Genomic DNA, 18,269 nt, shown 5'->3' on the forward strand with positions numbered 1-18,269 from the left:
AAAGGTAGTTAATCATGAACGCCAGGCACTTTCTCTCGATGATGGATTACACCCCAGACGAACTGCTGGGCCTGATCCGTCGTGGCGTAGAGCTCAAAGACCTGCGAAATCGCGGCGTGCTTTTTGAACCCCTGAAGAACCGGGTGCTGGGGATGATTTTTGAAAAATCCTCGACACGTACCCGTCTTTCCTTCGAAGCCGGCATGATCCAGCTAGGCGGCCAGGCCATCTTTTTGTCCCATCGCGACACGCAACTGGGCCGTGGCGAGCCGGTTGCCGACAGCGCAAAGGTCATGTCCCGCATGCTCGACGCGGTCATGATCCGTACCTATGCCCACAGCAATCTGGTGGAGTTCGCTGCCAATTCCCGTGTGCCGGTGATCAACGGTCTGTCCGATGACCTGCACCCGTGCCAGTTGCTGGCCGACATGCAGACCTTTCTCGAGCATCGTGGCTCGATCAAGGGCAAGACCGTGGCGTGGATCGGTGACGGCAACAACATGTGCAACAGCTATATAGAAGCGGCGATCCGGTTCGACTTCCATTTGCGCGTTGCCTCCCCGCTGGGTTACGAGCCCAATCCCGAATTCATGGCGCTGGCCGGGGATCGCGTGACGATTGTTCGTGACCCGAAGGCAGCGGTCGAAGGCGCGCATCTGGTGAGCACCGATGTCTGGACCTCGATGGGCCAGGAAGAGGAAACCGCCAAGCGCATGGCCCTGTTCGCACCGTTCCAGGTAACGCGCGCGCTGCTCGACCTCGCTGATAAAGACGTGCTGTTCATGCATTGCCTGCCAGCCCACCGGGGTGAGGAAATCAGCGTCGATCTGCTGGACGATCAGCGTTCTGTGGCGTGGGATCAGGCGGAAAACCGTCTGCATGCGCAGAAGGCGCTGCTGGAATTTCTCGTCGCGCCATCCTGTCAGCCAGCATGACTCAGGCCTTGCTGCTGAACCTGCGCAATCTGGCGTGCGGCTATGACAACCAGCGTGTGGTGCAGGATCTGAATCTGCACCTCAACGCTGGTGACATCGGCTGCCTGCTGGGCTCTTCAGGCTGCGGCAAGACCACGACATTGCGCGCAATTGCCGGTTTCGAACCGATCCATGCGGGCGAAATCACGCTGGCGGGCGAAGTGATCTCCCGTCCGGGGTGGACGCTGGCACCGGAAAAGCGCCGCATCGGCATGGTGTTTCAGGACTACGCCCTGTTCCCCCACCTGAGCGTCGCTGACAATATCGCCTTCGGCATCCGCAAGCATCCGCGCCGTGAAAAGGTGACGGCTGAGCTTCTGGAGCTCGTCAATCTCGCCGGACTGGGTAAACGCTATCCGCACGAACTGTCCGGCGGGCAGCAGCAACGCGTCGCTCTCGCCCGGGCGCTGGCACCGGAGCCGCAGTTGCTGCTGCTCGATGAGCCGTTTTCCAATCTGGACGGCGAATTGCGCAGGCGCCTGAGCCATGAGGTGCGCGATATCCTCAAGGCTCGCGGCACCAGCGCCATTCTGGTGACCCATGATCAGGAAGAAGCCTTCGCGGTCAGCGATCACGTCGGTGTTTTCAAGGAAGGCCGGCTGGAGCAATGGGATACGCCCTATAACCTGTACCACGAGCCGCAGACCCCCTTTGTCGCCAGCTTCATTGGCCAGGGGTATTTCATTCGCGGTCAGATGATCGACCACGAATCGGTGCAGACCGAACTGGGTGTTTTGCGCGGCAACAGGGCTTATCCGGGCGTCAGTGGCAGCGCAGTGGACGTGCTGTTGCGCCCGGACGACATTGTTCATGCACCGCAAAGCGCGCTGAAGGCGCGGGTCATCGGTCGAACCTTTCAGGGCGCATCAACCCTGTATCGCCTGCAATTGCCGACCGGCAGCCAGCTTGAAGCGATTTTCCCCAGCCACGCCGATCACCTGACCGGCGAGCAGGTCGGCATTCAGGTCGCCGCCGATCATCTGGTGCTGTTTGCCGCGCCCGGCAGTGTCGCCACACATGCGGTCAATGGCTGAGTCGTCGACTCACTCACGACCGATGGCGGCGAAGGTCGCGCTGGTGTGAGCCGCCAGCACCTGCGCTGACAGTTCCACTTCCAGCCCTCTCCTGCCCGCACTGACAAAGATGGTCTCGAAGGGTGTGGCTGTTTCGTCGATAAACGTGCGTAGGCGCTTTTTCTGACCCAGCGGACTGATACCGCCCAACAGATAACCGGTCGAGCGTTGCGCTGCGGCCGGGTCGGCCATTTCAGTTTTCTTGGCGCCAGCGGCGTGAGCCAGCGCCTTCAGGTCCAGCGTTCCGACGACCGGCACCACCGCGACCAGCAACTCGCCCTTTTCGGTACTGGCCAGCAGCGTCTTGAACACGCGCGCCGGTTCCAGATCCAGCTTTTCGGCCGCCTCCAGACCGTACGATGCAGCCTTGGGATCGTGTTCGTAGCTGTGGACGCGGTGTTCGGCACGAACTTTTTTCAATAAATCCAACGCGGGGGTCATTCATCACTCCGGACAGATCAAGGTGAGCGCTACTTTAAGCCAAATAATCGGGAAGCGCCTTGATCCATAAAGGCTGCAACCTTGATGGCTATTTAAAACCATCAAGACTTTTCCTACAAAACATGCAGAAACAAACTAAGACCTGACCGTGATATTTTTCAGTGACCGTTCAGTTCCGACCTTTGACAGGGTTCTTTCTTGTCTATATTTTTTCGTTTACGAATATTAACAAACGCTGTTTTTCGGTATAACTCGCAACCGTGACCAGCATTCCGACGAATCCTGACACGCCGCAATAACGAGCATCCGTGTCTGCATACGGTGCCGCGACAAAAACAAAAATGAGGTATTCATGACCATTGCAACCCGACAACCGACGATTTCCGCACAATGTACTGCTGAATTCCTGGGCACAGCCCTGATGATTTTTTTCGGGACCGGATGCGTTGCAGCGCTCAAGGTCGCGGGTGCTTCTTTCGGACTTTGGGAAATCTGCATCATCTGGGGGATGGCCGTCAGCATGGGCATCTACCTCAGCGCAGGTATTTCCGGCGCACACCTCAACCCGGCGGTCAGCATTGCGCTGAGCCTGTTTGCCGGTTTCGAAAAACGAAAACTGCCTTTTTACATCGCTTCCCAGATTGCCGGTGCGTTCTGCGGCGCAGGCCTTGTGTACCTTCTGTACGTCAGCCTCTTTTTCGACTTCGAACATGCACACCACATCATTCGTGGTACCGAACAGAGTCTTGAACTGGCATCGGTGTTCTCGACCTACCCCAACCCTGCCATTTCCGTGGGTCAGGCCTTCCTGGTCGAGATGGTCATCACCACCATTCTGATGGGCGTGATCATGGCGCTGGGCGATGACAACAACGGTCTGCCACGCGGCGCGCTGGCGCCTCTGCTGATCGGTCTGCTGGTCGCGGTGATCGGCAGCGCCATGGGTCCGCTGACCGGGTTTGCGATGAATCCTGCTCGCGACTTCGGCCCGAAAATGATGACGTTCATTGCTGGCTGGGGTGAGATAGCATTCACCGGCGGTCGTGACATACCTTATTTCCTGGTTCCGATTTTTGCGCCCATTCTGGGTGCCTGCCTCGGCGCCGCCGGCTACCGCATGCTGATTGCGCGCCATCTGCCCGGTGCCGATCCTGTTGTAAACGAAAAAGACCTCAAAAAAGACACCAGCGCGGTTCGCGGCAAGGCTCAAGCGTCATCTTGAATTCCACCCCAATAACGCAAGGCAATCGACATGACTGACACACAGAACAAGAACTACATCATTGCCCTTGATCAGGGCACCACCAGCTCGCGGGCCATCATCTTCGACCGCGATGCCAATGTGGTGAGCACTGCCCAAAGCGAATTCGTCCAGCATTATCCGCAGGCTGGCTGGGTCGAGCATGACCCGATGGAAATCTTCGCCACCCAGACCGCGTGCATGACCAAGGCGCTGGCCCAGGCCGATCTGCACCACAACCAGATTGCCGCTATCGGTATCACCAACCAGCGCGAAACCACCGTGATCTGGGAGCGTGACACAGGCCGCCCGATCTACAACGCAATCGTCTGGCAATGCCGCCGCAGCACTGAAATCTGCCAGCAGCTCAAGCGCGACGGCCTTGAGGAATACATCAAAGACACTACTGGTCTGGTCATCGACCCGTACTTCTCCGGTTCCAAGGTCAAGTGGATCCTGGACAACGTCGAAGGCAGCCGCGAGCGCGCCCGCAAGGGTGAGCTGATGTTCGGCACCATCGATACCTGGCTGATCTGGAAATTCACCGGCGGCAAGGTTCACGTCACCGACTACACCAACGCTTCGCGCACCATGCTGTTCAACATTCATACCCTGGAATGGGATCAGCGCATGCTCGACGTGCTGGATATCCCGCGCGAGATCCTGCCCGAGGTCAAAGCCTCGTCCGAGGTCTACGGCCACAGCAAGAGCGGCATCCCGATTGCCGGCATCGCGGGCGACCAGCAGGCGGCGTTGTTCGGCCAGATGTGCGTCGAGCCGGGTCAGGCGAAAAACACCTACGGCACCGGCTGTTTCCTGCTGATGAACACCGGCAAGAAAGCGGTGAAATCGGCTCACGGCATGCTCACCACCATCGGCTGCGGCCCGCGTGGCGAAGTGGCCTATGCGCTGGAAGGTGCCGTGTTCAACGGCGGCTCGACCGTGCAGTGGCTGCGTGACGAACTGAAGATCATCAACGACGCGCTGGACACCGAATACTTCGCGAGCAAGGTCAAGGACAGCAACGGCGTTTACCTGGTGCCAGCCTTTACCGGTCTGGGTGCACCCTACTGGGACCCGTATGCACGTGGCGCGTTGTTCGGCCTGACCCGCGGCGTGAAAGTCGATCACATCATCCGTGCAGCGCTGGAGTCCATCGCCTATCAGACCCGTGACGTGCTGGACGCCATGCAGCAGGACTCCGGCGAACGCCTCAAATCCCTGCGTGTGGACGGCGGCGCCGTAGCCAACAACTTCCTCATGCAGTTCCAGGCAGACATCCTCGGTACTCATGTAGAACGTCCGCAGATGCGCGAAACGACGGCACTGGGCGCGGCGTTCCTGGCGGGTCTGGCCATCGGTTTCTGGAGCAGCCTGGACGAGTTGCGCAACAAGGCAGTGATCGAGCGCGTTTTCGAACCGCTGTGCGAAGAAGCCCATAAAGAGAAGCTGTACGCAGGCTGGCAAAAAGCAGTGGCCCGCACCCGTGACTGGGAACCGCACGAAAACGAGGAGTAAGCCTGCCGGTCTGGCGAGGAGCAGGATTTCCGGCTGACAGAGCCCATGTCCCTGCGGCATGATGGGCGCCATTTGCAGTGGGCGCCCAAGGAAAAACAATGAACCTGCCTCCCCGCCAACAACAGATCCTCGAACTGGTCCGTGATCGCGGCTACGTCAGCATCGATGAAATGGCGACGCTGTTCGTCGTGACCCCGCAAACCATCCGTCGAGACATCAACCAGCTTGCGGAAATGAACCTGCTGCGTCGCTACCACGGCGGCGCGGCCTATGACTCCAGCATCGAAAACACCGCCTACGCCATGCGGGCGGACCAGATGCGCGATGAAAAGCAGCGGATTGCCGAAGCGATCGCAGCACAAATCCCCGACAACGCCTCGCTGTTCATCAATATCGGTACCACCACCGAATCCATCGCTCGCGCCCTGCTCAATCACAACAACCTGAAAATCATCACCAACAACCTGCATGTCGCATCGATCCTGAGCGCCAAGGATGATTTCGAAGTGCTGCTGGCAGGCGGCAATGTGCGCCGTGACGGCGGCGTGGTGGGTCAGGCCAGTGTCGACTTCATCTCGCAGTTCAAGGTCGATTTCGCACTGGTCGGCATCAGCGGTATCGACGAAGACGGCAGTCTGCTGGATTTCGATTACCAAGAAGTCCGCGTGTCGCAGGCGATCATCGCCAATGCACGCAAGGTGTTGCTGGCAGCCGATTCCAGCAAGTTCGGGCGCAATGCAATGGTCAGGCTCGGGCCGATCACCCTGATCGACTGCCTGGTCACTGATGAACCACCTGTGCCAGCGCTGCAGCAGTTGCTGAACCAGCACAAGATCCGGCTTGAGGTGGTTTGATCACGATGACTGATCGTGCCCATCGCGCGTGGGCATGCAGCCCGGGACGCTACGCGTCCCATTGGGTCAGTTCTGACCCACCACCGCTGGACGCGGAGCGTCCTTGGAGGCATTCCCACGCAGAGCGTGCGGAACGATCAGTGTAAGCACTATGACCGATCATGCCCAAGGCGACTGACTCGCGAGCTCTCTACCCCGCCGCTCGCAGCGATGATCGCCGATTCATGAACGCCGCCAATCCCGTCCTACAATGTTCATATTTGTTCTTTTCTACGTTCGTCATCAGTAATTTCAATCAATAGTCGCTGGCGAGGGGATTTTTATTGAGCTATGATTTTCGAAAGTGAACATTAATGTTCAGATTCGCCTTTCGAGCACCGCTCAAGCATCCTTCAGGAGGCCAACAATGCCCCAGACCCACGCGACATCCGCCGCCCCTCTTTCCGAGGTCTACGACATCGCCGTAATCGGTGGTGGCATCAATGGCGTCGGTATTGCGGCAGACGCCTCCGGGCGCGGCCTGTCGGTCTTCCTGTGCGAGAAAGACGACCTTGCCAGCCACACCTCGTCGGCCAGCAGCAAGCTGATCCACGGTGGGCTGCGCTATCTGGAACACTACGAATTCCGTCTGGTACGTGAAGCACTGGCAGAGCGCGAAGTGCTGTTGGCCAAGGCACCGCACATCGTCAAGCCCATGCGTTTCGTCCTGCCGCACCGCCCGCACCTGCGTCCGGCCTGGATGATTCGTGCCGGCATGTTCCTTTACGATCACTTGGGCAAGCGTGAGAAGTTGCCTGCTTCGCGCACGATTCGTTTCGGCGCCGACAGCCCGCTGAATTCCAGTATTACCCGTGGTTTCGAATACTCCGACTGCTGGGTCGACGACGCCCGCCTGGTCGTGCTCAATGCCATGTCAGCCCGTGAAAACGGTGCCCACATTCATACCCAGACACGCTGCGTCAGCGCCCGTCGCGTCAAGGGCCTGTGGCACCTACATCTGGAACGCAGCGACGGCAGCCTGTTTTCAATTCATGCCAAGGCGCTGGTCAACGCGGCCGGTCCGTGGGTGGCCAAGTTCATTCGTGAAGACCTGAAGCTTGAATCGGCCTACGGTATTCGCCTGATTCAGGGCAGCCACCTGATCGTGCCGAAGCTGTACGAAGGCGAGCATGCGTTCATTCTGCAGAACGAAGACAAGCGCATCGTGTTCACCATCCCGTATATGGATCACTTCACCATTGTCGGCACTACCGACCGTGAGTATCAGGGCGATCCGAACAAGGTGGAAATCACCGACGGCGAGATGGACTACGTGCTGAAAGTGGCCAACGATCACTTCAAGAAGCAACTGACCCGCTCAGACGTGCTGCACACCTACTCTGGTGTGCGCCCTTTGTGCAATGACGAATCCGACAACCCGTCTGCGATTACCCGTGACTACACGTTGTCGCTGTCCGGTGGTGCAGACGAAGCGCCAATCCTGTCGGTGTTCGGCGGCAAGCTGACCACCTACCGCAAACTTGCCGAATCGGCCATGGCGCAACTGGCACCGTTCTTCAAGCAGATGAAGCCGAGCTGGACCGCTACATCCGCACTGCCGGGCGGCGAAGACATGACGACGCCGGAAGCGCTGGCCAGTGAACTGACCCGCCGTCACACCTGGTTGCCGACACCGATCGCCAAGCGTTGGGCGATCACCTACGGCAGCCGCAGCTGGCGCCTGCTGGAAGGCGTACAGAGTCTTGAAGACATGGGCCAGCATCTGGGTGGCGGCTTGTATGCCCGAGAGGTTGATTACCTGTGCGATCAGGAATGGGCCACCAGTATCGATGACATCCTGTGGCGCCGTACCAAGCTGGGTCTGTTTACTACGCCTGAAGAACAGGCAGCGGTGAGCAATTATCTGGAAACGGTTGCACGCAACAAGGCGGCAATTGAAGCGGCCTGATCAGTCGCAGCGCTTGGTTCGAACGATACCCGGAAAACCAGATAACTTGTGTAAGGCGGCTGTGGCGTCAAACTAGCCGCCTTTTCTCACACAGCCACGGAAGAAACCCGGTTTTCTGTGGGAGGCGCCACCACGTCTTCGACGTAGCGCTGTCGCGCGGCAAACTCAGTGGGAGCGGACTTGTCCGCGAAAAGGCCAGTACATTCGACGAATATTCATCGTCTGAAATACAGTATTCGCGGACAAGTCCGCTCCCACAAAATCCAGTTTCTTCAGTAGGTTACAGGTTGTTTGATAAGAGGGGGCTTGCCCGCGATGCAGTCGACGCGGTCTATCAGAAAAAACGCGTCATTGTTCATCGTCGGCAAGCCGCCTCCCACGGTTCGATGTTAGTGATGCTGACGGCATCCGCCGCTGCCTATGATGCCCTTCACATCCTCCCGCATTACTTCCACTCTCTGCCCCAGTCCATTCGGTTTTCCGAACATCCATCGCTGCAAAATTCGGCATCCCGGACGAGCCCCTGCCGCCCAACACACCGCTTCCAGATAAAACCCCTTTACTTTCAGCCAGTTGACCATCCTCAAAAGCCTGGCACGACTCATGCTCTACACTTTGCATCGACCGCTTCGACATTAGCGTGTGTCTACCCAGGACGCCGTTGAAGCCATCGTCAAAGAAGTGGATGTCCCTCAAGGCGTCCTATCAATAAAAATGAAATCGAGGATTCATCGATGCGCATCGTTCCCCATCTGCTGGGCGCAGCAATCGCTGCCGCTCTGATCAGCACTCCGGTTTTCGCAGCAGAACTGACTGGCACTCTGAAGAAGATCAAAGAGTCCGGCACCATCACCCTCGGCCACCGTGACGCGTCCATTCCGTTCTCCTACATTGCTGACGCTACCGGCGTGCCAATGGGCTACTCCCACGACATCCAGCTGAAGATCGTCGAAGGCATCAAGAAAGAACTGGACATGCCTGACCTGAAGGTCAAGTACAACCTGGTGACGTCCCAGACCCGAATCCCGCTGGTTCAGAACGGCACCGTCGACGTGGAATGTGGCTCGACCACCAACAACGTCGAGCGTCAGCAGCAGGTTGATTTCTCGGTCGGCATCTTCGAGGTCGGCACCCGCCTGCTGTCCAAGAAAGATTCCAGCTACAAGGACTTCGATGACCTGAAAGGCAAGAACGTCGTGACCACCGCCGGCACCACGTCCGAGCGCATCCTGAAGGCCATGAACGCCGACAAACAGATGGGCATGAACGTCATCTCCGCCAAGGACCACGGCGAGTCCTTCCAGATGCTGGAATCGGGCCGCGCCGTCGCGTTCATGATGGACGACGCCCTGCTGGCAGGCGAAATGGCCAAGGCCAAGAAGCCGGATGACTGGGCCGTCACCGGTACCGCACAGTCCTACGAAATCTACGGCTGCATGGTTCGCAAAGGCGATGCTCCTTTCAAGAAGGCCGTGGACGACGCCATCGTTGCAACCTACAAGTCGGGCGAAATCAACACCATCTACAACAAGTGGTTCCAGTCCCCGGTCCCGCCAAAAGGCCTGAACCTCGAATTCCCGATGAGCGAAAAAATCAAAGAGCTGATCAAGAATCCGACCGACCAGGCAGCCGAAACCGCTAAAGCACTCGAAGAAAAGAAAGCCTGAGCAACCGGTTCAGCCTCGCTGAACTGACTGCACCCCGAGCGGGCTGAATCACCCGCTCGGGAACCGACACTGCGTGCATCTCGATAGCAATAGAACAAGAGGGGGAGACCCTGATGAATTACAACTGGGACTGGGGCGTGTTCTTCAAGTCCACCGGCGTCGGCAGCGAGACCTATCTGGACTGGTTCATATCCGGTCTGGGCTGGACTATCGCCATTGCAGTCGTCGCCTGGATCATCGCCTTGATACTGGGTTCGATACTGGGTGTCATGCGCACCGTACCGAGCCGCCTTGTGTCAGGCATTGCCACGACCTACGTGGAAATCTTCCGTAATGTGCCACTGCTGGTGCAGCTGTTCATCTGGTACTTCCTGGTACCCGACCTGCTGCCTGCAAACCTGCAGGAGTGGTACAAGCAAGACCTCAACCCGACCACCTCGGCATTCCTGAGCGTTGTGGTCTGTCTGGGCCTGTTTACTGCTGCACGGGTCTGCGAACAGGTCCGCACCGGCATCCAGGCGCTGCCAAAGGGCCAGGAATCAGCCGCCCGCGCCATGGGCTTCAAGCTGCCGCAGATCTACTGGAACGTGCTGCTGCCTCAAGCCTATCGCATCATCATTCCGCCACTTACCTCCGAATTCCTGAACGTGTTCAAGAACTCTTCGGTGGCGTCGCTGATCGGCCTGATGGAGTTGCTCGCGCAGACCAAACAGACCGCCGAGTTTTCCGCGAACCTGTTCGAAGCCTTCACGTTGGCCACCCTCATCTACTTCACGCTGAACATGAGCCTGATGCTGTTGATGCGTGTGATCGAGAAGAAAGTCGCCGTGCCCGGCCTGATTTCCGTGGGAGGTAAATAATGGACTTCACTGGAATCGTTCCGGCCCTGCCGGGCCTGTGGAACGGCATGGTCATGACCCTGAAGCTGATGGCGATGGGTGTGGTCGGCGGTCTGTTGCTCGGTACCGTGCTGGCCTTGATGCGACTGTCTTCGAACAAGCTGCTGGCCAACGTGGCCGGCGCTTACGTGAACTACTTTCGCTCCATCCCGCTGCTGCTGGTGATCACCTGGTTCTATCTGGCCGTGCCGTTCGTGCTGCGCTGGATCACCGGCGAGGACACGCCGATCGGTGCGTTCACCTCCTGCGTCGTGGCCTTCATGATGTTCGAGGCGGCCTATTTCTGCGAAATCGTGCGTGCCGGTGTGCAGTCGATTTCCAAAGGCCAGATGGGCGCGGCCCAGGCGCTGGGCATGAACTATAGCCAGATGATGCGCCTGATCATCCTGCCGCAGGCGTTTCGCAAGATGACGCCCCTGCTGCTGCAACAGAGCATCATCCTGTTTCAGGACACCTCTCTGGTTTACACCGTCGGCCTTGTGGACTTCCTCAACGCCTCGCGGGCCAGCGGCGACATCATCGGCCGCGCTAACGAGTTCCTGATCATTGCCGGTCTGGTGTATTTCACGATCAGCTTTGCCGCCTCCTTGCTGGTGAAGCGTTTGCAAAAAAGGTTCGCCGTATGATTTCCATCAAAAACGTCAACAAGTGGTATGGGGACTTCCAGGTACTGACCGATTGCAGCACCGAGGTCAGCAAGGGCGAAGTGGTCGTGGTCTGCGGTCCTTCCGGTTCCGGCAAATCGACCCTGATCAAGTGCGTGAACGCTCTGGAGCCATTCCAGAAAGGCGACATCGTGGTCGATGGCACGTCGATCTCCGACCCCAAGACCAACCTGCCGAAACTGCGCTCGCGCGTCGGCATGGTGTTCCAGCACTTCGAGCTGTTCCCGCACCTGACCATCGTCGAAAACCTGACCATCGCCCAGATCAAGGTGCTGGGTCGCAGCAAGGCCGAAGCCACTGAAAAAGGCCTGAAACTGCTGGACCGTGTCGGCCTGTCCGAGCATGCCCACAAGCACCCGGGCCAGCTTTCCGGTGGCCAGCAGCAGCGTGTGGCGATTGCCCGTGCGCTGGCGATGGACCCGGTGGTCATGCTGTTCGATGAACCGACCTCGGCACTCGACCCTGAAATGGTCAACGAAGTGCTCGACGTGATGGTGCAACTGGCTCACGAAGGCATGACCATGATGTGCGTGACCCACGAAATGGGCTTCGCTCGCAAGGTCGCCAATCGTGTGATCTTCATGGACAAGGGACAGATCGTCGAAGACTGCCCCAAGGAAGAGTTCTTCGGTGACGTCTCCGCACGTTCCGAACGCGCCCAGCAATTTCTCGCCAAGATCCTCCAGCACTAAGCATTAGGCTGACAGCGGCCCGTGGTACACGGGCCGCTGTTCGGCTCAGGACGACTGTGATGAAATGCGACCCCACTCTTTATCGCGCCGCGCCGCCATCACTCGCCGTGAAACCCCGCCTGATTCGCCAGCTGTTCCTCCCGCCCCTGATCTTCGTGCTGATGATCGGGCTCGGTTACGCTGCGTATCTGGTCAGCGAAAACAATGGCATCAAGAGCCTGAGCGAAAGCGGCGAACGCCAGTTGGAACTGCATGCTCGCACCGTCGAAAGCGAGATCAGCAAATACACTTACCTGCCCAGCGTTCTGGAACTGGAATCCAGCGTTTCGCAGTTGCTTAACGAGCCAAGTCCCGAACTGCAGCAAGAGGTCAATCGCTACCTTGAAGGCCTGAACCGCCGCAGTCGCAGCCGCGCCATCTACGTGCTCGACACCACCGGCCGCGTTCTGGCCACCAGCAACTGGCGCGACAGCGACAGTTATCAGGGCGAAGACCTGTCCTTTCGTGCCTACTTCCAGGATGCCGTGCGCGGCCTGCCCGGACGCTTCTACGGAATCGGCACCACCACCGGCGAATCCGGCTATTACCTGGCCCACGGTCTGGAAGAGAAAGGCCGGATCATCGGTGTCGCGGTGATCAAGGTCCGACTCGAAGCCCTTGAAGAGCGCTGGCAGCGGGCACGCCTGGAAGCCTTCGTCAGCGATGAAAACGGCATCATCATCCTGTCGAGCGATCCGGCCCGCCGATTGAAATCGGTGCGTCCGCTGACACCGGACATCAAGGAACGACTGGCGCGCAGCCTACAATATTACTGGTGGCCGCTGAACGAACTGGTGCCATTGGAACGCGAGTCACTGTCCGAAAGCGTCGAAAAGCTCACCTTTCCTGCCAACGCCACGGTTGACCGCGAGCACACGCAGGTCAGTTATCTGGCGCAGACACGCCCATTGAACGATAGCCCCTGGCACCTGACGCTGCTCACCCCGCTTGAAGACCTGCGCAGGGAAGCCGCCAGCCAGGGCATGCTAGTGGCCGTGGCCTGTGCGCTGGTGACGTTTTTACTGATTGCCTGGAACGAACGCCGCAAGGTAATCGCGACTCGACTGGCCGCACGCGAGGCGCTGGAAGCCGCCAACAATGAGCTGGAGCGCAAGATTGCCGAGCGCACCGAGCACCTGCGCGCCAGCAACGAACGCTTGAAGGCGCAGATTCGTGAGCGACGACAGGCCGAGGACACACTGCGCAAAGCCCAGGATGAACTGGTGCAGGCCGGCAAACTCGCCGCCATCGGCCAGATGTCTACCAGTATCGCCCACGAATTGAACCAGCCGCTGGCGGCGTTGCGTACGCTGTCCGGTAACACGGTGCGCTTTCTGGAGCGCGGCGCGCTGGAAACTGCCAGCGCCAACCTGCGCACCATCAACGATCTGGTGGACCGCATGGGTCGCATCACGGCCAGCCTGCGCGCCTTCGCCCGACGCGGCGACGACAAGGGCCAGGCTCAGTTGTGCAAGGCTCTGGACGCCGCACTGCAGTTGCTTGCCGTACGCATCGAACAATCCGCGCTGCGGCTGCACCAGGATTTTGCCGATGCCACGCTCGCCATCGACCAGACCCGTCTGGAACAGATCCTCGTCAACCTGATCGGCAATGCGCTCGACGCCATGCATGCACAGCCCAGCCCCGAACTGTGGATCGAAGGGGCGATTGCCGAGGGTCGCTATCGCCTGCTGGTGCGCGACAACGGCCACGGAATCGACATGGAAGCGCGCAAACATCTCTTCGAACCCTTCTTTACCACCAAACCCGGCGAGCAAGGCCTCGGGCTTGGCCTGACCCTGTCGGCAAGTCTGGCGGCTGCGGCGGGCGGCAGTCTGAGTGCCGAGCATCCGGGCGATGGCGGCACCTGCTTTGTCCTCTGCCTGCCATTCATCGAAAGCGCTCCAACCGAACCTCGCCAGGGCGAGCCGACATGAGGCAACACCCATGAACATCAACAACGACCTGACCGTCCTGATCGTTGAAGACGATCCGCACGTGCTGCTGGGTTGTCAGCAGGCACTGGCGCTGGAAGATATCGTCAGCGAAGGCGTTTCGAGCGCCGAAGAAGCCTTGCTGCGCATTGGCGATAATTTTGCGGGTATCGTCATCAGCGATATCCGCTTGCCAGGTATCGACGGGCTGGAATTGCTGACCCGCCTCAAGGCGCGCGACAGCAGTTTGCCCGTGGTGCTGATTACCGGGCATGGCGACATCTCGATGGCCGTCAATGCCATGCGCGATGGAGCTTATGACTTCATGGAGAAGCCCTTCTCGCCCGAGCGTCTGGTGGACGTCACGCGTCGCGCGCTGGAACAGCGCGGACTGGCACGGGAAGTCTGGTCGCTGCGCAAGCAACTGGCCGAACGCGACTCGCTGGAAGGCAAGATCATCGGCCGCTCACCGGCCATGCAGAACCTGCGTGCCCTGATCGCCAACGTGGCTGATACCTCGGCCAACGTGCTGATCGAAGGTGAAACCGGCACCGGCAAGGAACTGGTCGCCCGCTGCCTGCATGATTTCAGCAGGCGCAAAGCCAGTCAGTTCGTGGCGCTCAATTGCGGAGGACTGGCGGAAAGCCTGTTCGAATCGGAAATCTTCGGCCATGAGGCCAACGCCTTTACCGGCGCAGGCAAGCGCCGGATCGGCAAGATCGAGCACGCCGACAACGGCACGCTGTTTCTCGATGAAGTGGAAAGCATGCCAGTCAACCTGCAGATCAAACTGTTGCGGGTCCTGCAGGAGCGCACGCTGGAACGTCTGGGTTCAAACCAGAGTGTGGCAGTGGATTGCCGGGTCATTGCCGCCACCAAGTCCGATCTGAATGCGCTGGGCCGGACCAACCAGTTTCGCAGCGACCTGTATTACCGCCTGAACGTCGTGACACTTGAGCTTCCGCCGCTGCGCGAGCGCCGCGAGGACATTCTGCAACTGTTCGAGCATTTCCTGCAGTTGTCCTCGCTGCGTTTCGACCGTGAGCCGCCGGAACTGGATCGCCAGACCGTATCGAGCCTGATGAGCCATGACTGGCCGGGCAATGTGCGGGAGTTGCGCAACGTTGCCGAACGCTTTTCGCTGGGTTTGCCGGCCTTCAAACAGACCGGCACCGTGATCGAGAATCAGAGCCTGGGCTTTGCCGAAGCGGTGGAGGCCTTTGAGCGCAACCTGCTCAGCGAGGCCCTGCAACGCAGCGGCGGCAATCTCAGCCAGGCCAGTCAGGAACTGGGCATGGCCAAGACCACGCTGTTCGACAAGGTCAAGAAATACGGGCTCTGAGCCGTTAAGTCGCGGCGCAATTGCGCCTTTCAAGCAGGAGAATTCATTGGATCTGGTACTCAAGGCCCTGTTGGGCGGCGCGGTGGTGGTGATCCTCGCGGCACTGGCCAAGACCCGCAATTATTACATTGCAGGCCTGGTGCCGCTGTTTCCGACCTTCGCACTGATCGCCCACTACATCGTCGGCAAGGGCCGCTCGCTGGACGATCTGAAAACCACGATCCTGTTCGGCATGTGGTCGATCATTCCCTACTTCGTCTACCTCGCGGCGCTCTACCTGCTGGTGGACCGCCTGCGTCTTGAAGCCTCACTGGCGCTGGCCGCCGTCGCCTGGCTGATCGCTGCGACGCTGCTGGTGACGGTGTGGGTCAGAGTTCATGGGTGACGGCGTAAGGCTTTACCTCACTTCGCCTCGCTGAGAATCTGCCGGATTGCACTGACGAACACGTCAACCGGCTGACCGCCCGAGACGGCGTACTGGTCGTTGAACACGATGGTCGGCACCGAACTGACGCCGCGAGAAGTCCAGAGCTGTTCGGCCTCGCGTACTTCATGTGTGTATTCGTTGTTGTCCAGAACGGCTTGGGCACGTACGCGGTCAAGGCCCACTTTCTGCGCCACATCTGCCAGGGTTTGGTGATTGGAAGGGTCTTTCAGATCGCTGAAATACGCTTCGAACAGCGCGTCTTTCAACGCATGCTGCTTGCCTTCAAGCTCGGCCCAGTGCAGCAGGCGGTGGGCGTCGAACGTGTTGTAGATACGCCGCTCGCCCTGGGCAAAGACAAAGCCCTGCTCGGCGCCGCGCTCACGGATGGTGTCGTGAATGCCTTCGATCTGTTCCGGTGTCGAACCGTACTTTTCGGCGATGTGTTCCTTGATGTCCTGCCCTTCGGCCGGCATGTTCGGGTTCAGCTCGAATGGCTGGAAATGGATTTGCGCCTGTACTTCATCGCCCAGTTCAGCCAGCGCCTTGTCCAGCGCCCGCAGGCCGATGACGCACCAGGGGCAGGAAACGTCGGAAACAAAATCGATTTTCAGTGCAGTGCTCATGCTGGCCCTCGCTCAATCGGCAAAAGCAACACGATACACCTCTGCCCATCCCTTTCAACCGTGTCCGGTTTTACAACTGCGCCAGGCTGCGACCGTCTTCGTGCTGCGCCTTCAGGTAAGGCAGCACTGCACCGAGCAACGGGGCCTTGAACGCTTCCTGAAAACGGTGCGCAAGTCCCGGAATCAAACGTAGCTGACTGCCTTGGATATGCGCCGCCACATGCACACCGTGCATCACCGGCAACAGCGGGTCGGCCGTGCCGTGTACGACCAGCACTGGCAAGCGCAGCCGGTTGAGCAGTTCCACCCGGCTGGGCTCGGCCAGAATCGCCATGATCTGACGCTTGACCCCTTCCGGGTTGAACGCTCGGTCATAGGACACCGCCGCCTGATGCAGCAGTTGCGCACGATCATCCTTGACCTCCGGGCTGCCCAGCGCCGCCAGCAGATCGGCCTGTTGTTCGATAGCCACCTCCCGATTCGGCGCGCCACGGCGGGCCAGAAGCTGCATCAGCGCGGGGCTCGGCATCGGCAGCCCCTGGGCGCCGGAACTGGTCATGATCAGCGTCATACTCTCGACCCGCGAAGGGGCAAGATCTGCCAGATGCTGGGCAATCATCCCACCCATGCTGGCACCGAGCACGTGGAACTGCCGAATCTGCAACGCATCCATCAGACCCAGCGCGTCATCGGCCATGTCGGTCAGCGAATAAGGCGCGGACACCGGCAGACCCAGCTTGTAGCGCAGCACTTCATACGTGAGGTTGGCATCGGCAGGCTGTTGCACCCAGGTCGACAGACCGACATCACGGTTGTCGTAACGAATCACGCGGTAACCCTGCTGACAGAGCGCAACCACGACTTCATCAGGCCAGTGAATCAGTTGCCCGCCCAAACCCATGACCAGCAGCAAGGCAGGGTCGGATTCACTGCCGATACTCTGGTAGGCAATACGGACGTCTTTAAGGTCGGCCACGTGCACAGGAACATTGACATCGCATCGATCAGCCGCAAAGGACTGCAGGCCGCACAAAAGCGCGGCCAGAAAAATTAAAACCCGCATGAAAAACACCAAAAAACAGATCCCCAGTAGGCAACGAGTCTGATGATGTTTTGCAAAGCGCGCTGCCACAGTTACGTGACAATTTGATGAAGGGTGCTCAACGGTCGTTTACGGACCTCAACAGAACCTGATCAGGCACAGGCCAGCAGCAGGTTGTCGCCAAACCGGGCACGCGCTTCCTGAACCAGCTCGACCTGATCGCTGGCGCTGCCAAGGGACAGGACCTTGTAGGTCGGCAGGCGATCAAACACCGGCGCCAGTTGCTCAGGCACGCTGACGCTGTCGATGTGCAGGCCGGTGACCGGCAACAAGGCGGCTACACCAAGATTGTCCTTCAGGTCACCACGGTAGGTCGCGACCAGTTTCTTCAGCGGCGAGTACTGAAGGATGTGGTACGCGCGCTCGAACGCGTTGCGCCACTCCAGCGGCAGGTCCAGGGTCAGGATCGGCTCATCGATCTGCACCCACTCGACGCCTCGGGCAGCCAGCCGACCGAAAATCTCGCCGTAGGCCGGCAGCAATCGTTCCAGCAGGTCGAGCTTGTCGAGGCCCTGTTCTGCCTGAGCGAACCAGAGATACGTCAGCGGGCCGATGACAGAGGGTTTGTGTCCCTGCGCTTCGGCGTCATGAGCATCCTTGAGCAGCGGCTCCCAATCCGGCTGGAAACGCTGCTCCTGAATAAGATGGGGAACCAGCGAAGAAAACTGCTCAGCCAGCCACTGGACTGGCGTGTGTGAAAAGGATTCATCACGCTGCCAGCACGCCCGCAGAGCCTGTTGCAATTCACGATCAGCGCCGATGCGCAGCGAGTCAGGGGTGTGTGCCAGAGCCACGAGGCGTCCTCCATAAAAGATGGCGCTATTGTCGACA

Annotated in this window: 17 protein-coding genes; 13 read left to right on the forward strand and 4 right to left on the reverse strand. The window is 59.3% G+C overall.

Translation table 11 applies throughout. The annotated features are described in order from the left end of the window. The first annotated feature begins 14 nt into the window (after positions 1-14). Complete coding sequence (gene argF, locus QRN20_RS16920; protein WP_285360830.1) at positions 15-935, forward strand: ornithine carbamoyltransferase; 921 nt, start codon at positions 15-17, stop codon at positions 933-935. Beyond that, a complete protein-coding gene (locus QRN20_RS16925; protein WP_058431773.1) occupies positions 932-2,008 on the forward strand; it encodes an ABC transporter ATP-binding protein in 1,077 nt (358 codons plus the stop codon). Before argF ends, QRN20_RS16925 begins: the two co-directional genes overlap by 4 nt. 9 nt (positions 2,009-2,017) lie before the next feature. Here QRN20_RS16925 and ybaK read toward each other — a convergent pair whose 3' ends face one another. Continuing rightward, complete coding sequence (ybaK, locus tag QRN20_RS16930; RefSeq protein ID WP_029244613.1) at positions 2,018-2,488, reverse strand: Cys-tRNA(Pro) deacylase; 471 nt, start codon at positions 2,486-2,488, stop codon at positions 2,018-2,020. A gap of 352 nt (positions 2,489-2,840) precedes the next feature. Between ybaK and QRN20_RS16935 the strand changes: the two genes are divergently transcribed. The 11 genes from QRN20_RS16935 (at position 2,841) to QRN20_RS16985 (ending at position 15,671) form a co-directional block, all read left to right on the forward strand. Further along, positions 2,841-3,710: an MIP/aquaporin family protein gene (locus QRN20_RS16935; protein WP_029244614.1), complete on the forward strand. Its 870-nt coding sequence runs from the start codon at positions 2,841-2,843 to the stop codon at positions 3,708-3,710. 30 nt (positions 3,711-3,740) lie between these two features. Next, positions 3,741-5,246, forward strand: a complete 1,506-nt coding sequence (gene glpK, locus QRN20_RS16940) for a glycerol kinase GlpK (RefSeq protein WP_004881859.1) — start codon at positions 3,741-3,743, stop codon at positions 5,244-5,246. Positions 5,247-5,344: 98 nt separating this feature from the next. Continuing rightward, a complete protein-coding gene (locus QRN20_RS16945; RefSeq protein ID WP_004881858.1) occupies positions 5,345-6,100 on the forward strand; it encodes a DeoR/GlpR family transcriptional regulator in 756 nt (251 codons plus the stop codon). Between the two features lie 406 nt (positions 6,101-6,506). Next, complete coding sequence (glpD, locus tag QRN20_RS16950; RefSeq protein WP_058431771.1) at positions 6,507-8,048, forward strand: glycerol-3-phosphate dehydrogenase; 1,542 nt, start codon at positions 6,507-6,509, stop codon at positions 8,046-8,048. A 734-nt stretch (positions 8,049-8,782) separates the two neighbouring features. Further along, a complete protein-coding gene (locus QRN20_RS16955) occupies positions 8,783-9,715 on the forward strand; it encodes a glutamate/aspartate ABC transporter substrate-binding protein (RefSeq protein WP_025993868.1) in 933 nt (310 codons plus the stop codon). 113 nt (positions 9,716-9,828) lie between these two features. Then, positions 9,829-10,575: an amino acid ABC transporter permease gene (locus QRN20_RS16960; RefSeq protein ID WP_004881855.1), complete on the forward strand. Its 747-nt coding sequence runs from the start codon at positions 9,829-9,831 to the stop codon at positions 10,573-10,575. Next, the gene (locus QRN20_RS16965) at positions 10,572-11,240 is read left to right on the forward strand and encodes an amino acid ABC transporter permease (RefSeq protein WP_069144716.1); all 669 of its coding nucleotides are present in this window, start codon (positions 10,572-10,574) and stop codon (positions 11,238-11,240) included. Before QRN20_RS16960 ends, QRN20_RS16965 begins: the two co-directional genes overlap by 4 nt. Then, positions 11,237-11,971, forward strand: coding sequence for an amino acid ABC transporter ATP-binding protein (locus QRN20_RS16970; RefSeq protein WP_004881853.1), 735 nt, complete (start codon positions 11,237-11,239; stop codon positions 11,969-11,971). The genes QRN20_RS16965 and QRN20_RS16970 overlap by 4 nt, the downstream gene beginning before the upstream one ends. A gap of 59 nt (positions 11,972-12,030) precedes the next feature. Beyond that, positions 12,031-13,947 carry a two-component sensor histidine kinase AauS gene (aauS, locus tag QRN20_RS16975; RefSeq protein ID WP_122501670.1) on the forward strand — a complete coding sequence of 639 codons (1,917 nt, stop codon included), beginning with the start codon at positions 12,031-12,033 and terminating at the stop codon, positions 13,945-13,947. A gap of 10 nt (positions 13,948-13,957) precedes the next feature. After that, positions 13,958-15,286, forward strand: a complete 1,329-nt coding sequence (gene aauR, locus QRN20_RS16980; RefSeq protein ID WP_029244618.1) for a two-component response regulator AauR — start codon at positions 13,958-13,960, stop codon at positions 15,284-15,286. Positions 15,287-15,332: 46 nt separating this feature from the next. Next, complete coding sequence (locus QRN20_RS16985) at positions 15,333-15,671, forward strand: GlpM family protein (RefSeq protein WP_004881850.1); 339 nt, start codon at positions 15,333-15,335, stop codon at positions 15,669-15,671. A gap of 17 nt (positions 15,672-15,688) precedes the next feature. Here the strand turns inward: QRN20_RS16985 and QRN20_RS16990 are convergent, their stop codons facing one another. From QRN20_RS16990 to QRN20_RS17000, 3 genes are all read right to left on the reverse strand, one after another. Next, positions 15,689-16,336, reverse strand: coding sequence for a DsbA family oxidoreductase (locus QRN20_RS16990; RefSeq protein WP_029244619.1), 648 nt, complete (start codon positions 16,334-16,336; stop codon positions 15,689-15,691). Between the two features lie 70 nt (positions 16,337-16,406). Next, positions 16,407-17,399 carry an alpha/beta fold hydrolase gene (locus tag QRN20_RS16995; RefSeq protein ID WP_080665360.1) on the reverse strand — a complete coding sequence of 331 codons (993 nt, stop codon included), beginning with the start codon at positions 17,397-17,399 and terminating at the stop codon, positions 16,407-16,409. A 131-nt stretch (positions 17,400-17,530) separates the two neighbouring features. Next, positions 17,531-18,232, reverse strand: a complete 702-nt coding sequence (locus tag QRN20_RS17000) for a uroporphyrinogen decarboxylase/cobalamine-independent methonine synthase family protein (protein WP_122499816.1) — start codon at positions 18,230-18,232, stop codon at positions 17,531-17,533. Between the last annotated feature and the right edge of the window lie 37 nt (positions 18,233-18,269).

The sequence above is a fragment of the Pseudomonas sp. fls2-241-TYG-175 genome (assembly GCF_030209155.1).
Taxonomy (GTDB): Bacteria; Pseudomonadota; Gammaproteobacteria; order Pseudomonadales; family Pseudomonadaceae; genus Aquipseudomonas; species Aquipseudomonas viridiflava.

What these genes read in the sequence shown, in the direction of transcription:
- glpK (WP_004881859.1), top strand. Translation starts at nt 3,741, where the DNA reads ATGACTGACACACAGAACAAGAACTACATCATTGCCCTTGATCAGGGC.
- QRN20_RS16955 (WP_025993868.1), top strand. Translation starts at nt 8,783, where the DNA reads ATGCGCATCGTTCCCCATCTGCTGGGCGCAGCAATCGCTGCCGCTCTG.
- QRN20_RS16945 (WP_004881858.1), top strand. Translation starts at nt 5,345, where the DNA reads ATGAACCTGCCTCCCCGCCAACAACAGATCCTCGAACTGGTCCGTGAT.
- QRN20_RS16990 (WP_029244619.1), bottom strand. Translation starts at nt 16,336, where the DNA reads ATGAGCACTGCACTGAAAATCGATTTTGTTTCCGACGTTTCCTGCCCC.
- QRN20_RS16925 (WP_058431773.1), top strand. Translation starts at nt 932, where the DNA reads ATGACTCAGGCCTTGCTGCTGAACCTGCGCAATCTGGCGTGCGGCTAT.
- QRN20_RS16935 (WP_029244614.1), top strand. Translation starts at nt 2,841, where the DNA reads ATGACCATTGCAACCCGACAACCGACGATTTCCGCACAATGTACTGCT.
- QRN20_RS16995 (WP_080665360.1), bottom strand. Translation starts at nt 17,399, where the DNA reads ATGCGGGTTTTAATTTTTCTGGCCGCGCTTTTGTGCGGCCTGCAGTCC.
- QRN20_RS16960 (WP_004881855.1), top strand. Translation starts at nt 9,829, where the DNA reads ATGAATTACAACTGGGACTGGGGCGTGTTCTTCAAGTCCACCGGCGTC.
- ybaK (WP_029244613.1), bottom strand. Translation starts at nt 2,488, where the DNA reads ATGACCCCCGCGTTGGATTTATTGAAAAAAGTTCGTGCCGAACACCGC.
- glpD (WP_058431771.1), top strand. Translation starts at nt 6,507, where the DNA reads ATGCCCCAGACCCACGCGACATCCGCCGCCCCTCTTTCCGAGGTCTAC.
- argF (WP_285360830.1), top strand. Translation starts at nt 15, where the DNA reads ATGAACGCCAGGCACTTTCTCTCGATGATGGATTACACCCCAGACGAA.
- aauR (WP_029244618.1), top strand. Translation starts at nt 13,958, where the DNA reads ATGAACATCAACAACGACCTGACCGTCCTGATCGTTGAAGACGATCCG.
- aauS (WP_122501670.1), top strand. Translation starts at nt 12,031, where the DNA reads ATGAAATGCGACCCCACTCTTTATCGCGCCGCGCCGCCATCACTCGCC.
- QRN20_RS16970 (WP_004881853.1), top strand. Translation starts at nt 11,237, where the DNA reads ATGATTTCCATCAAAAACGTCAACAAGTGGTATGGGGACTTCCAGGTA.